Raw genomic sequence first — 13,765 nt, forward strand, 5'->3', positions numbered from 1 at the left:
GCCAGAAGCCTGTCTGACTATTGAACAATAAAAAAATGGATAATCCTTTTCCAACATTACGAACTGACCGGTTCCTAATGCGTGAAATAATAGCTTCAGATATTGAAAACATTTTTACAGGGCTTTCAAACCCCGAGGTTACCAGGTATTATGGAATCAGTTTTGATAATATAGAAGCCACGAAAGAACAAATGATCTGGTTTGCGGATAAGAAATAACTCTGGTGGGCGATTTGCTCTCCTGACCAGCAAACGTTTTACGGCGCAGGAGGCCTGAATGACATTGACCTAATAGCAAAGAAAGCGGAAATCGGGCTTTGGCTGCTCCCGGAATTCTGGGGAAAGGGAATTATGAAAGAGGCATTTCCATTGATCTCTGATTACGGGTTTAAGCAACTGAAACTAAACCGCATTGAAGGATTTGTAGAAACTGAAAATACTAACTGTAAGAAAGCATTGTCTAAACTCGATTTTCAACTTGAAAAAACATTAAAAAACTGCGAGATGAAAAATGGAGAACTGATCAGTGTTGATGTTTATGTTATAATGGTTTAAGTGTAAATTCCGAGACATTTATAATCAGCTATACCCCCACTATGTACCACTAGAGAAGACTTGGTCTGGCTTTTCTGCGGCAGGCCGTCTGCCAATCGGTACGGATCACAACCGCTAACTCGCTCTGTTAGAGAATAATTACTATATTTATTAAAGTTTAATCGCAGTACGGCCTAACTTTACCTCCCCCCTTTATTATGCCTGGTTAGCCGAACCATATGGGCTCACATGGCAGCAAATTTGCAGCTGTTTCGCAAAAGATCTATGACATTAATCACCCAATGGAAACACTTAATATTAATGCTAAACCTGCAAGAGGATAAGGATTAGATATTCATCTATAAGTCTTGTTTAAGTCAGCATATAGAACCAATCAAACTCTAAAATTATGCAAACGATTGTCAGTTTTAAAAGATCCTTCCTGTTAGTATCTCTTTTTCTAATTCCTCTGTTAAGCTGTAAAGATGATAAGAAGGCTGGGCAGGATCAGGAAAAGACTACTACTCAAATCAATAATGTTGAAAACTCCATTGAAGTGGTAACCAATGAAATGGATTTTCAAATACCGGCTCGACTAAAATCTGGGTGGACAACTTTCAAGTACAATAATAAATCTTCCGAAACTCATTTCTTCATTTTCGAAAAAATGCCGGATGGGATAACTATCGACAATTACAACAATGAATTGGTCCCTCCTATTAAAGCAGCATTTACCCATTTATTAAATGCTGAGATTGAAAAGGCTATGAGAGAATTTGAAAAGGTTCCAGCCTGGTGGAATGAAGTAGACATGGGTGGCGGTGTAGGTTTAATCTCTCCAAAAAGTATAGCAGAAACTACAATTTACATGCATCCGGGCACCTATGTCATGGAATGCTATGTCAGGATGCCAAATGGTATGCCTCATGCATTTTACGGAATGTTAAAAGAAGTTGTGGTGAGTGAAGAAAAAAATAGTAATAAGGAGCCCGATTATGATTACAGAGTAAATATTTCCGGTGTGAAAGGAATTATATTCCAGGACTCTGTTAAAGCAGGTGATTATCGCTTAGCTGTTCATTTTAAGGATCAAACGCGATACGAATCACTTCTAGGCCATGATGTGAATCTAGTGAAACTTGACGCTATGTCTAAATTGGATACCCTGGCGAACTGGTTGAACACAACTAATATCAAGGCTTTTAGAACTCCAATTCCGGAAGGCTTGACATTTTTAGGTGGTGTGGAAGATCTGGAAGCGGGTGAAACAGGGTATTTTAAAACTCAGCTTACAAAAGGCACCTATGTTTTAATCTCGGAAATTCCCAATGCTCTTGAACGAAAAATGTATAAGACTTTTAAGGTTTATTAAGCAATAGTTACCACATGGACAATCTCCCAAGCCCAGACGTACCATTCCTAGTATGCCCGTATTGAATATTACCAATGTAAAGCCTTGCTCCTCATCTGGGATATTTTGTTAGCCAAAACTCCCCCATATACATAAAAAGACTGCTCTTCAGGGTAAAAGCCCTGTTCGATGCACTTCATTTGACCAAAATAGTGCTGATTATTAAATATAAAAAGTATAAACATGGCGAAGAACTTAATTTTAAAATCGACTATTAGTGGAATGGTTATCGCAGCCATTTTGATGATTTCCTGTAATAAGCAGAAACATTCCGATGCACCTATCGTTACAGACACTCGTAAAAGCGAGAATAGGGCACCTGTTTACACTCCTTCCAATCAAGCACTATTTGATACCATCACTAAACTTGACAGCATTTTCTGGCTGGCATGGAATGAAGGAGATTTAAAAATAATTGAAGAGCTGACCAGTGATGATCATGAATTTTATCACGACAGTGGCGGGGCCTTCATCATGTCCAAAGAAGAGCATATGAAAGATTGGGAAAGTTTTTTTAAAAACCGAAGACCTCAGCGTGGGTCTACCTATAAAGGATATACAGAGGTATATGAAATACCTGATTTTGGGGCGTTACAAGTAGGATACCAGCAATTTTTTGATAAAAAGTATCCGGAGGGTTCCCCACCGAGCAGGCTTGTTACATTATGGGAAGCAACTAAGGAAGGATGGAAACAAAAGTATGTTATCAGCACCCATGCAGATGAATAAAATATTCAATCGTTGCCCGGGATTCGTGATATGTGAAACAAGTTGATAGCAGGAAGATCAATGTTTTTTTGCCAATGGATTCGGGTTAACAGGAGTAAAATAGATAAAATGCTGACCGATTCAGCGGATTGGTACCATTCGAACAAAGTAGTATATAAATGGAAGAATCGAAGAGAATATTAATGAATATAAGCTGTCCCTAATCGGGAATTCATTAACTTTAGTTGAGTTAATTATTTATTTTCCAGTTAATTATATACAGAATTCATTAATGATTATAATTGGCGAGAACACCGAAAACAGCCTGGCATAACCAACACTGACCGATCATGAAATCAACTGACAAAATTCTGCTTGTAGCACTCTGTATAATCACCCTGTTCAGCGTTCCGCTTTCCTCCCAAACCATTGATGACCAAAAACTTTTGTATAAGACAGGGAACCCTGCAGATTGGCCTGCAGAGCAGGACGCCGTAGTCTCTGCCCCCAATAATCATAAAATCTTACTGGAAAATGACAAGGTAAGGGTACTGGAGGTGACGCTTGCACCAAACGAGCTGGAAGCCGTACATCATCACCGCTGGCCAAGCGTGCTCTATATCATGGAGGCCGGAGATTTTATAGACCGTGATGCCGAGGGTAATGTGATCATGGATTCCCGGGAGATACCGGAACCCCTGGTCTTCCCGATGACCATGTACAAAGAGCCCGAAGCACCACATTCCGTGGAAAATTTAAGTGATACAAAACCAATACGACTGATCCGGGTAGAAATGAAGGAGTAGCTCGCTATAACTTATCCCGACTTGCATTATAGACAGGTTACCGGGGGATGGTCCTCACCTAGGATTCTTTCTCACTGTATTTTTTCAAAATGGCGTCCACACAATTTATGCCGTCGATGGCCGCAGACATAATGCCGCCCGCATAGCCGGCGCCTTCTCCGCAGGGGTACAGCCCCTGAACCTCCGGGTGGGACAAGCTAGTGGTATCACGGGGAATAAGGACAGTAGAAGACGTCCTTGATTCAGGAGCATGGATTACTGCTTCGTTGGTGCAATACCCCTTCATCTTCTTTCCAAAGGCGATAAAGGCCTTCTTAAGTCTTTTTGTGAGCATTGGAGGCAGGACCGTATTCAGGTCCACACTCACGATCCCCGGATGATAAGAGGTTTTGGGAAAGTCTGCAGATACCCGCTCTTCAATAAAATCTATCATCCGCTGTGCCGGCACGCGTTGCGATCGACCTGCAGCCTCCCAACAGGCCTTTTCCACGGCCTTCTGGAAATTAAGGCAAACAAAAGGATCATCTGCAGTGTAATTCGGAAGATCTCTGGGCTCCACGCTGACCACGATCCCGGAATTGGAATAGGGGTTATTCCGCTTGCTGGGACTCCAGCCGTTGGTCACCACCTCCCCTTCTGCCGTGGCACAGGGTGCAATTACTCCGCCGGGGCACATACAAAAAGAATAGACTCCCATCCCGTCAACCTGTTCTACTAAACTGTAAGAAGCAGGTGGCAGGTAGGGGTTTTGGTCATCACCATGGTACTGGATCTTATCGATCAGTTGCTGCTGGTGTTCTATGCGCACTCCTATCGCGAAGGCTTTAGCCTGGATCTCTATGTTCTTTGCGTGCAAAAGATAGTAGATATCCCTGGCAGAATGGCCGGTGGCCAAAACCACATCATCAAAGGCTAACCAGGAATCATCATTGATCCGGATGGCCTTTATCTGCCCATTTTCTACCCTGATATCGGTGAGCTTAGAGTCAAAATGCACCTCTCCCCCGGCATCCAGGATAGCCTCCCGCATGGCACCGATGATCTTTGGAAGTTTGTTGGTGCCAATATGCGGATGGGTATCGACCAGGATATTGGCATCTGCGCCAAAATGCACCAGCCACTCCATAGCCTTGGCCACGTTGCCTCTTTTTTTAGAGCGGGTATACAATTTCCCGTCAGAATATGTGCCTGCCCCACCCTCGCCAAAGCAATAATTGGATTCGGGGTTAACGGTCTGCTCCTTGCTGATCATCGCCAGATCCCTTCTCCGCGAACGAACATCTTTCCCTCTTTCAAAAATGATGGGTTTAATACCTCCTTCCAGGGCGCGTAAGGCCGCATACATTCCGGCCGGGCCCATCCCAATGATCGCTATTTGCCGGGCATCAGCAACTGCCTTGGGTATAAAGGAAGCGATTTCTCTCCGCTCCTCATCACCCTGCCAGATCTCGACCTGCAGGTTGATAAGTACGGGTGCCCTCCTGGCATCTATGGATCTTTTCCGGATTCTCCATTCGCGGACCCTGCTATCCGGAATTTTTAATTTCCTGAGCGCTATCTCAAGCAGTTTGGCTTCATCTTCTTGTTCTTCCGGTAATACAGAAATTTGCACTAGTGTACTCATCGGTGTAAAAGTAAACAAGAAGCGGGGATCGCGCACATCCCATCATAAAATTAAACAGTTTGATCAGCCGAGCTATACCCGGGAGGGGTACAAAAAATAACGAACCAAACATCGGTGAGACCCAATAGCGGGTATTATTGAAAAAGTGTAATTTAGAAAAAAGGTTAAGCGGACAAATCTTCGCCCTTTCTCCCACTTAACCATAACTGTTATGATCAGTAAATAAAAAGATGATAAGGATAACACTCAGGCTAGTATTAGTATTTTTTATGTCAATTTCGATAGATTCCTACGCTCAACAAAAAAGGGCAAGAGATTATGGTATTGAAATTGGTGTTCTTAAAACCGGTCAGAATAATGCCATTACAGATATTGAAGGTGTACGAGTTGGACATACTACACTAATAATTGGCGATAGTATCAGAACAGGTGTTACCGCTATATTACCGCATCCGGGAAATATATTTGATTTTAAAGTTCCTGCGGCAGTTTATATCGGTAATGGTTATGGAAAATTAGCAGGATATAGTCAAGTTAAAGAATTAGGGAATATTGAAACTCCAGTCATCCTTACCAATACATTGAGTGTACCCGTAGCCTCTGATGCCTTAATAACATATACCTTAAACCAGAATGAAAATGTATACTCTGTAAATCCTATTGTTGGAGAAACAAATGACGGTTGGTTAAATGAAATCAGGGGAAGGCACGTTACACAGGAAGATGTGCTGAAGGCTATACAGAATGCCAAAGAAGGCCCGGTTGAGGAAGGTAACGTTGGTGCAGGGACAGGAACAATTTGTTTTGGATATAAAGGTGGGATTGGAACAGCTTCGCGAGTCCTTCCAAAAGCGGACGGGGGATATACCATTGGCATTCTTGTTCAGACTAATTTTGGAGGAGTCTTCGAAATTAATGGTGTTCCTATCGATAAAGAATTAAACCCCTCTAAGCATAAAGGACTATATGATGTAGATGGTTCTTGCATGATGGTTGTTATTACAGATGCTCCACTCAATTCAAGGAATCTAGAAAGACTGGCCAAAAGAGCAATGATGGGATTAGCAAAAACAGGAGGTATTGCATCTAATGGAAGCGGAGATTATGTAATTGCTTTGTCAGCCGCTAAAGAAAATTTGATTCCGAATTCGGGCGATTCAATGTTTAACACGAAAAAGGAGTTGAGAAATGATGCTATGTCTCCTTTATTTTTAGCAACGATAGAAGCAACAGAAGAGGCTATTTTGAATTCATTGTTTGCCGCGGAAACCATGGTAGGAAGAGATGGCCATGAAATAAAATCACTACCCATTGATGAAATTATTCGAACAATGAAGAAATACAATAAAATTGTTACCGATCATTAAATAATTTCATTGAACATGGAGTTTAAGCAGGAAGTTAACGCCAATTCATAATTCGGAAAATATATGGAAACTTATATATGGATGTACATTATTGTTGGTCTGTTTGGCCTTTTCCTGCCATGGCTTAAGCGATTTGAACAGATACAGATCCTGAATGTGCCCATAGTTGCTATCCTTCTCGGGATGCTTATTTTTTCACTTCCTATCAACCTGCCGGATCCCGATCCTATAAAATACGAGAAAGAGATATTGAAGCTCACAGAAATCGCTGTGATCATCAGTTTAATGGGTGCAGGCTTAAAGATCAATCGCGATTTTTCCTTCAGCGCTTACCGGGTTCCTTTGCTCTTGGTCCTGGTCACCATGATAGGGTGTATTGCTGCAACGGCCATGCTGGGGTGGTGGTTTGGGTTAGTGCCTGCTTCGGCACTGTTACTTGGAGCCGTATTCGCCCCTACAGACCCTGTGCTGGCCAGCGATGTGCAGGTAGAAGTAGAAGAAGACGCAGATGAGGAACACCCCGTGCAATTTAATCTCACCAGTGAAGCCGGTCTTAATGACGGTATGGCGTTCCCCTTTACCTGGTGTGCCATCTGGGTGGCCATGTACGGTTTTAATTATGACGATTGGTTGAGTACATGGCTGTTAAAAGATTTGGTCTACCGCATCCTGGGCGGACTCCTATTCGGTTATGGATTCGGGAGGATGATTGCCTGGCTTCTGTTTATCTTACCCGATAAACTCAACATTGCCCCCAAACGCCTGGGGTTTGTGGCTGTATCGGCTACCTTTTTAATATATGGGGTTTCCGAAGCTGCAGAGGTCTATGGGTTTATATCCGTGTTTGTCGCAGCGCTTACCATCCGCCATCACGAGAAACAAAATACTTTTAATAACGAAATGCACGATGTGGTGGAGCAGGTCGAACAATTTATGATCACCATAATCTTGTTATTACTTGGTGGTTACATTGCTCATCATTGGTTCCAGGCCCTGACCTTTCCAATAATTGGCCTATGCCTGGTCTTTATCTTTATCATCCGCCCTTTCTTTGGAATTTTTCCGACGCTATCAACCGATATGCCCTGGAAACATAGATGGGCCGTAGCCTTTCTCGGGATTAAGGGAATAGGATCATTCTTTTACCTGGCCTTTGCCCTTCATGAAACTACCTTCCCCCAGGAAGACCTGCTCTGGAACACCGTGGCTTTCCTGGTACTGATATCCGCTGTTGTACACCGGATTGTAGGCTTCTATGTAAAGCGGAAAATTTTGTGATCCCCACATTTAATTATGCTCAGAAACCATGATCAGGGAATAATTGGCTTGGTGAATAATTCCTATATTTAATAGAACTATGATTCAGACTGACCGGTACTGTCCGGCCAGACTACCCGCATGAACAGATAGATGCCATCACCTTATGAAAGCTCTTGTTCTTAATCAGGAAACCTATAGTCTTAGCGTAAAGGATGTGGATCTTCCCCTACTCTCGCCTACACAAGTACGGATTAAGATAAAAGCTGCATCTATTAATCACCATGAGCTGTGGACCCTGCAGGAAAAAAACCTGAAGAGTAATTCGGATATCATCCTGGGATCTGACGGGTCAGGAGTTATCGAAAAGGTGGGTTCATCTGTAAAAAACCTCAAAACCGGTGACGAAGTTGTGATTAATCCTTCGATCAACTGGGGTGCTGATAATAAGGTGCATGGACAGAATTACGAGATACTGGGTTTCCCCAGCCAGGGGACTTTTGCTGAATATATCTGTATTGACCATACGTATGTAGGACTTAAACCCGGGCACCTTTCTTTTGAAGAATCAGCTGCCTTACCCCTGGCAGGATTAACGGGATACCGGGCACTGTTCAGCAGGGGACAATTTGAAAGTAATAACAAGGTCCTAATTACGGGTATTGGCGGCGGAGTTGCCCTATTTGCTTTAAAATTTGCCGTCGCCTCCGGTGCTGATGTCTATATTACCTCCGGGGATGCCACTAAAATATCTAAAGCGATCCATCTGGGAGCCAAAGGTGGAGTAATCTACAGGGATAAAAACTGGAGTTCGGAATTGAGAGAAATGGCCGGAGGTTTCGATGTCATTGTGGATGGGGCTGCCGGGAGAGATTTTGCCCGCTTAACGGAATTAGCTAATCCAGGTGGACGAATTGCATTATTCGGCAGAACAGCAGGACAGATAACCGATCTAAACCCAAAGACAATTTTCTGGAAACAACTTTCGATTCACGGTACTACAATGGGAAATAAGGACGAATTTGAGAGCATGCTTAAATTGGTCACAACAGAGAAAATAAAGCCGGTAATAGACTCGGTTTATCCAGCCAAAGACATCAATTTGGCATTTAAAAAAATGGAATCAGCAGATCAATTCGGTAAAATCATTATGAATATGAAGCAATTCTGAAGTTTTACTAAATTTATATCATAGGGACAGCTGGCGAAGCTATTGAAATAGTTGCCGGCCTAGTGCCCGAAGTTCTCCACCCGTGCGACCCAGAGCCCGTATATCATTGTTGAAAATATCGATGAGCATTATAACAGGGCTGTTGCAGCAGGGGCAAGCATAGTATTGGATATTAAAGACGAAGACTACGGCGGTCGCGGATACAGTTGCCAGGATCCGGAAGGATACCTGTGGAATTTTGGTTCCTACAATCCATGGACGTAATAAAAAACAGCATTCATTAACCCAAGCATACAACCGCATTTTTCTAAAGTAAAAACATGATTACCGGCACTAAACAGCAACCCCATTTATATACCATTTCGAAAATTTGTATTCAGCTTCTCTTTATAATGATGTTGACGGTTTCCTGTAAAGATCAGAAAATGGATTATGTCTGTCCTCCTTGCGAGATGCAGTGTGACAGCCTATCCTTCTCAGAAGCCGGGACCTGTCCCCATTGCAACATGGCGCTTGTATTAAAAAGCAGTCTGACCGCAGATGTGGAATTAACACTGAATGAAATAAACATCCGGATCGGTTCTGGGGTATTCCTGATAGAAGGTGGAGTTGGGAACAAGGATAAAGGCATAAAGATATTTTACCATAAGCCTAAAAATTTTAATAAGGATTCTAAATTCCTGCTCGTCATCCCGGGAGCCGGGAGAAATGCAGACAGTTACAGGGACGCCTGGATAGAGGAATCAGAGAAATACAGTGTGCTTATTCTATCCCCCATGTACCCAGAGAAGGCTTATGGTTTTGAAGACTATCATCTTGCCGGTCTACTTATAAATGCAGACATTCAGAAGAGCATTGAATACGTGGAAGATACCAATATTGCACAACTGGACGAAGAGCAATTCAGTTTTGATGTCAATACCAACTCCGGTGAATGGATCTTTAATGACTTTGACAGGATATTTGAACTGGTTTCAAAGGAATTAGGTTCGGAACAAACCTCTTACGACATATGGGGTCATTCTGCAGGAGGTCATATCCTGCACAGGTTTGGATTATTTCATTCGAAATCAAAGGCTAATATCATTATACCTGCCAATGCCAGTTTTTACACCTTGCCCAGTTTTGAAACCCCTCTCCCCTTCGGAATAAAAGATACACCTCTCAGCAGTGATTCTTTAAAAATGGCGTTTAAAAAGAAGGTAGTAATCTTCCTGGGAGAAATGGATAACGAGAATGAGACCGGGGGTACTTTTCTGCGTTCGGAAACAGCTGACCAACAAGGATTGCACCGGCTGTCCAGGGGAAAATACTTTTTTAAGACTGCTGAGGAAAAAGCAAAGGAACTGGGTTATGAATTTAACTGGAAACTCGTTATTGTTCCCGATGTAGGTCATGACCATGAAATGATGGGCAATGCAGCAGGAGCATACTTGTATTCAAAGAATTAAAGTTGCAGAACAAGGAGTATGGCCCGTACCACTATTAAACTCAAATAAATTTTCTATCTCTTTCTTTAAGCAGGCCAGGATTCGACTTTGCCTACCAGGATTGAAAAATTAAATACACTCTAACAAGCTTACAGATATCCACCCCAAATTACCCATGCGGGATAAATGTATAACCAGGGATTCTAATATACGGCGATTAGGATTTAACCGATCGGGGAGACGGACTATGACGGTTACCTGATGTTGGAAAGGAGCAGATAGAGATCCATTTCTTCGAATTTAAGAATCTGAATCCAAAGGAGAATTACGGGGTGCTGAACAAAATAGAACACTGAATAACTTCCAATACCCTCTTGCCGGTTGCTTTCATAAGTCATTCCGTTTAGCTGTGGCACTGATAAAATAATCACGGATCCTTAAAATAATTCCAGGCATAAAACGATTCTTATTTAATAAAAAGATCACTTATGTCCAGGATATTCGTATTTCTTATTCTCACCATAGTATTCAGTTGCAAACCCCTGTCAACGACCCCCGGAGCCGATGGTACTTATGTCCGCTATTTCCCTAATGGTAAGAAAAGCGGCGAACTTCTGCTTTACAAAGATTCCGATTCCACCGCCCTGGTTTATATGAGCCTGCAGCGGGGAGCACCCAGTTACAATTCCGGTGGCCTCTTTGAAAGAATTTTATGGGATAGCGAGGGAGGTTGGCTGGAGATCCGGGACGATTACATGGATTGCCGGTTGCAATTCCGACTTAAGGGAAACACCATCGATGTCAGCGTTGCGAACCATGAATGTGGCTTCGGTTACGGAGTAAGTGCCGAAGGTACGTTTGTCCGTGTAAGCTCTGAAAGACCTGAATATTTTGAAAACAGGGAAGGTAGCAGGATCTATTTCTCCGAATACGGCTCAGGAATGAATGACTAATATTAAATCCATTCAAATACAATTGGCACCTCACCTATTGTTAATGCCTGGTTAAAGCTTTAAAACCATTATTCTTCCTTATGAAAATTTACTCTATATTTAATTCCATATTTTGAACACCCCTATTGGCTGACTGATGGCATTGGGGGAGTTAATCTTATCATACCGGCCAAGGAAAGCCGGTTAATAATAACTGTGGATGAAAATTAGAATAATGTTTTCGGCAATCATGTTGTGTGCTGCTGCTTCGCTAATGGCCCAAGGCAACATCGAGAAACTAAAAGAAGTAATTGTCATTAATGATCAACTGGTGACCATGGCAGAAGTTGAAGCCCTGGCAAAAGATGGTCAGTTAAAAGGCATGCATAAAGGAGTCACCCAGGAGCAAAGGGATGCGTTATACCAGCTGCACGGAGATAAGATCGGGGATAAAGAATTCATTACCGTAATTGAGCTGAGAAATGAGGTAGAGATGGCAGAGCAGCAGCGGATATCTCGGAAAAGTCACAAGATCAAAAAAGATACTGAAGGAGAATTCTTCTTAGTCCGGGGAGATAAAGCAATAAATTTTAAAGCTAAGATGATCGATGGTACGGAGTTCAAACTTACAGATCATAGAGGGAAAGTGGTCTTATTGAATTTCTGGGCGACATGGTGTGGGCCCTGCCTGAAAGAATTTATTGCAATGCCGGATAAGATACTCGGCCCTAATGCCGGTGAGGATTTTGTATTTATCCCTATCGCTATAGGCCAGAAAGAAAAGACAGTTGCCGATAAAATGGCAAGCATGAAAAAATACGGGGTTGATTTCAATGTCGGTTTTGATACCCATTCTGAGATATGGAATCAATATGCTGCCGGCTCTATCCCCAAGAACTTCCTGATCGACAAAAACGGGGTAATCCGTTACATATCCGGAGGATTTTCGGAAGAATCACTGGATAAAATTGCTGTAGCAATACAGGAATTACTGGCAGAATAATACGCTAAGAGTGCTCAGTAGAACTGATACTCCCCATGCATCTGCCCTGAACAAAGAGTAAATCCACGAAATATCATAGATAGGAAACGCCGGACAACTACACTTATCTGACTGGAAATACGTAACTTAAAGTGAATTTCAGCATCAAACAGCAAAGGTGGTTATGAAGAATTTCCCGTTTGCACAAGCAGCTTATTTTAAGTTCTAAATTCTAACTATGAAGCATTATATAGACGGATTTGTCCTGCCCATACCCAGGGAACACCTTGAGGAATACCAGGGTGTGGCTGAAAAAGTCGCAACAATCTGGAAAGAACACGGTGCCCTGGCCTACTTTGAATATGTGGGGGAAGACCTGGATATTGAAGGATTGCCCACCTTCCCGGAGCTGTTAAAAGCAAAAGCAGATGAGGCTGTAATATTCGGATGGACCGTATTCCAATCTCGTGAAGATCGCGACAAGATCAATAAACTCGTAGTGGAAGACCCTAGGATGACCGAGCTGGTAGCCCCACTTACACAGGGTGAAAGAAAGATCTTTGATGCCGGGCGAATGGTCTTCGGAGGATTCCAGCCCTTGGTATAATTTCCAGCAGTCACATAAGGCTGTTGCATTCTTCAATCCTCCCCTGCTGAAAGTTTTCATAATTTCCAGTGCACTGATATCTGCCTAAAGGGCTACATCTATATTATGGTATATTTTCTCTATATTTATTCCCAATGCTGATTCTGTGATGATATAGTCACAGCGTTGTATACCGATCACCTATAATTAAAAAGTCACCCATGAGAAGCTTATGTATGCTAATTTCCCTCATAGGACTTGTGTCTTGCTCCAGTAAATCTAATGTGATCCGACCTGCTCATCTACCGGAAATACCGACTGCCCAGCTAAATCAGCGTGGAATTGCGGCGATCAATCCTGAATACAAAAGAAATTATTTCACTCTCCTGCCCTATCTGTTCTATAACAGGGATGGATCTTTCAATGAATTACAGGGTGATTTTTACAATCTCAAATACGGCGCATCCTCTAATGTAAATATCATGCCCGGGTATTGGAAGGATTATGGTTCATATAAGAACGTGTTAGTTGTGCTGATCGCTTTAAGCAATTCTTCAACTCAACCAATTAATAATGTCCCTATCAAAGTAGTTTCCAGTAAAAACGGGGCTTTTAAAAAAGGAAAATTAGGATACAGTGCCCATAACAAGTCGCAGCAAAGGATACTTTTTATCAGAGAACTTAATTTAATGAACCAGTATGATATTCTGGAAAAGGTAAATGATGACGTCATAACTGTAAGTATCGGAGAAGTGGATTACGAGTTTCTGAACCCTGAGCTACAGTTGTGATAATTATTCTGCCTTTATCCACATTTCCCTTAAAAAGACCTATTTCCTAGCTATCCCATCCGGCCAATAAAAAACCTTATATTTATCTATATACGGAACTTAGCTGCTGATTTACAACAAATTACTTCTCGGCAAGAGAAGGCATTCACAATATTAAAGACAACATA

The 13,765-nt window shown here is 42.3% G+C and carries 15 protein-coding genes; 14 read left to right on the forward strand and 1 reads right to left on the reverse strand.

The genetic code is table 11. From position 1 onward, the window contains the following. The first annotated feature begins 77 nt into the window (after positions 1-77). From PP178_RS14715 to PP178_RS00865, 5 genes are all read left to right on the forward strand, one after another. Positions 78-218, forward strand: a complete 141-nt coding sequence (locus PP178_RS14715; protein WP_336298509.1) for a hypothetical protein — start codon at positions 78-80, stop codon at positions 216-218. Between the two features lie 12 nt (positions 219-230). Then, positions 231-554 carry a GNAT family N-acetyltransferase gene (locus PP178_RS14720; RefSeq protein ID WP_336298520.1) on the forward strand — a complete coding sequence of 108 codons (324 nt, stop codon included), beginning with the start codon at positions 231-233 and terminating at the stop codon, positions 552-554. Positions 555-942: 388 nt separating this feature from the next. Then, the gene (locus tag PP178_RS00855; protein WP_272592414.1) at positions 943-1,905 is read left to right on the forward strand and encodes a hypothetical protein; all 963 of its coding nucleotides are present in this window, start codon (positions 943-945) and stop codon (positions 1,903-1,905) included. A gap of 222 nt (positions 1,906-2,127) precedes the next feature. Further along, complete coding sequence (locus tag PP178_RS00860; RefSeq protein ID WP_272592415.1) at positions 2,128-2,673, forward strand: nuclear transport factor 2 family protein; 546 nt, start codon at positions 2,128-2,130, stop codon at positions 2,671-2,673. Between the two features lie 329 nt (positions 2,674-3,002). Next, positions 3,003-3,458 carry a hypothetical protein gene (locus PP178_RS00865; protein WP_272592416.1) on the forward strand — a complete coding sequence of 152 codons (456 nt, stop codon included), beginning with the start codon at positions 3,003-3,005 and terminating at the stop codon, positions 3,456-3,458. A gap of 58 nt (positions 3,459-3,516) precedes the next feature. On the opposite strand, the gene PP178_RS00870 is transcribed toward PP178_RS00865, so the two are convergent. After that, the gene (locus PP178_RS00870; protein ID WP_272592417.1) at positions 3,517-5,082 is read right to left on the reverse strand and encodes an NAD(P)/FAD-dependent oxidoreductase; all 1,566 of its coding nucleotides are present in this window, start codon (positions 5,080-5,082) and stop codon (positions 3,517-3,519) included. A gap of 230 nt (positions 5,083-5,312) precedes the next feature. On the opposite strand from PP178_RS00870, the gene PP178_RS00875 reads away from it, so the two are divergent. The 9 genes from PP178_RS00875 (at position 5,313) to PP178_RS00910 (ending at position 13,598) form a co-directional block, all read left to right on the forward strand. Next, positions 5,313-6,449, forward strand: a complete 1,137-nt coding sequence (locus PP178_RS00875) for a DmpA family aminopeptidase (protein ID WP_272592418.1) — start codon at positions 5,313-5,315, stop codon at positions 6,447-6,449. Between the two features lie 63 nt (positions 6,450-6,512). Further along, on the forward strand, positions 6,513-7,727 hold the full coding sequence (locus PP178_RS00880; RefSeq protein WP_272592419.1) for a cation:proton antiporter: 1,215 nt from the start codon (positions 6,513-6,515) through the stop codon (positions 7,725-7,727). Positions 7,728-7,872: 145 nt separating this feature from the next. Further along, the gene (locus tag PP178_RS00885) at positions 7,873-8,877 is read left to right on the forward strand and encodes a zinc-binding dehydrogenase (protein ID WP_272592420.1); all 1,005 of its coding nucleotides are present in this window, start codon (positions 7,873-7,875) and stop codon (positions 8,875-8,877) included. A 117-nt stretch (positions 8,878-8,994) separates the two neighbouring features. Continuing rightward, the gene (locus PP178_RS14725) at positions 8,995-9,141 is read left to right on the forward strand and encodes a VOC family protein (RefSeq protein ID WP_336298521.1); all 147 of its coding nucleotides are present in this window, start codon (positions 8,995-8,997) and stop codon (positions 9,139-9,141) included. Between the two features lie 242 nt (positions 9,142-9,383). Continuing rightward, the gene (locus tag PP178_RS00890; protein WP_272592421.1) at positions 9,384-10,328 is read left to right on the forward strand and encodes a hypothetical protein; all 945 of its coding nucleotides are present in this window, start codon (positions 9,384-9,386) and stop codon (positions 10,326-10,328) included. 467 nt (positions 10,329-10,795) lie between these two features. Continuing rightward, on the forward strand, positions 10,796-11,260 hold the full coding sequence (locus PP178_RS00895; protein WP_272592422.1) for a hypothetical protein: 465 nt from the start codon (positions 10,796-10,798) through the stop codon (positions 11,258-11,260). Between the two features lie 199 nt (positions 11,261-11,459). Further along, positions 11,460-12,242 carry a TlpA family protein disulfide reductase gene (locus tag PP178_RS00900; protein ID WP_272592423.1) on the forward strand — a complete coding sequence of 261 codons (783 nt, stop codon included), beginning with the start codon at positions 11,460-11,462 and terminating at the stop codon, positions 12,240-12,242. A gap of 217 nt (positions 12,243-12,459) precedes the next feature. Further along, on the forward strand, positions 12,460-12,828 hold the full coding sequence (locus tag PP178_RS00905; RefSeq protein ID WP_272592424.1) for a DUF1428 domain-containing protein: 369 nt from the start codon (positions 12,460-12,462) through the stop codon (positions 12,826-12,828). A gap of 200 nt (positions 12,829-13,028) precedes the next feature. Beyond that, positions 13,029-13,598 carry a hypothetical protein gene (locus PP178_RS00910; protein ID WP_272592425.1) on the forward strand — a complete coding sequence of 190 codons (570 nt, stop codon included), beginning with the start codon at positions 13,029-13,031 and terminating at the stop codon, positions 13,596-13,598. Positions 13,599-13,765: the final 167 nt, after the last annotated feature.

The organism is Zeaxanthinibacter sp. PT1 (assembly GCF_028464225.1).
Lineage (GTDB): Bacteria > Bacteroidota > Bacteroidia > Flavobacteriales > Flavobacteriaceae > Zeaxanthinibacter.

Bases quoted from the DNA above. Each gene is read 5' to 3' on its own strand.
- PP178_RS14715 (WP_336298509.1), top strand. From the start codon at position 78: ATGCGTGAAATAATAGCTTCAGATATTGAAAACATTTTTACAGGGCTT.
- PP178_RS00855 (WP_272592414.1), top strand. From the start codon at position 943: ATGCAAACGATTGTCAGTTTTAAAAGATCCTTCCTGTTAGTATCTCTT.
- PP178_RS00860 (WP_272592415.1), top strand. From the start codon at position 2,128: ATGGCGAAGAACTTAATTTTAAAATCGACTATTAGTGGAATGGTTATC.
- PP178_RS00865 (WP_272592416.1), top strand. From the start codon at position 3,003: ATGAAATCAACTGACAAAATTCTGCTTGTAGCACTCTGTATAATCACC.
- PP178_RS00870 (WP_272592417.1), bottom strand. From the start codon at position 5,082: ATGAGTACACTAGTGCAAATTTCTGTATTACCGGAAGAACAAGAAGAT.
- PP178_RS00875 (WP_272592418.1), top strand. From the start codon at position 5,313: ATGATAAGGATAACACTCAGGCTAGTATTAGTATTTTTTATGTCAATT.
- PP178_RS00880 (WP_272592419.1), top strand. From the start codon at position 6,513: ATGGAAACTTATATATGGATGTACATTATTGTTGGTCTGTTTGGCCTT.
- PP178_RS00885 (WP_272592420.1), top strand. From the start codon at position 7,873: ATGAAAGCTCTTGTTCTTAATCAGGAAACCTATAGTCTTAGCGTAAAG.
- PP178_RS00890 (WP_272592421.1), top strand. From the start codon at position 9,384: ATGGCGCTTGTATTAAAAAGCAGTCTGACCGCAGATGTGGAATTAACA.
- PP178_RS00895 (WP_272592422.1), top strand. From the start codon at position 10,796: ATGTCCAGGATATTCGTATTTCTTATTCTCACCATAGTATTCAGTTGC.
- PP178_RS00900 (WP_272592423.1), top strand. From the start codon at position 11,460: ATGAAAATTAGAATAATGTTTTCGGCAATCATGTTGTGTGCTGCTGCT.
- PP178_RS00905 (WP_272592424.1), top strand. From the start codon at position 12,460: ATGAAGCATTATATAGACGGATTTGTCCTGCCCATACCCAGGGAACAC.
- PP178_RS00910 (WP_272592425.1), top strand. From the start codon at position 13,029: ATGAGAAGCTTATGTATGCTAATTTCCCTCATAGGACTTGTGTCTTGC.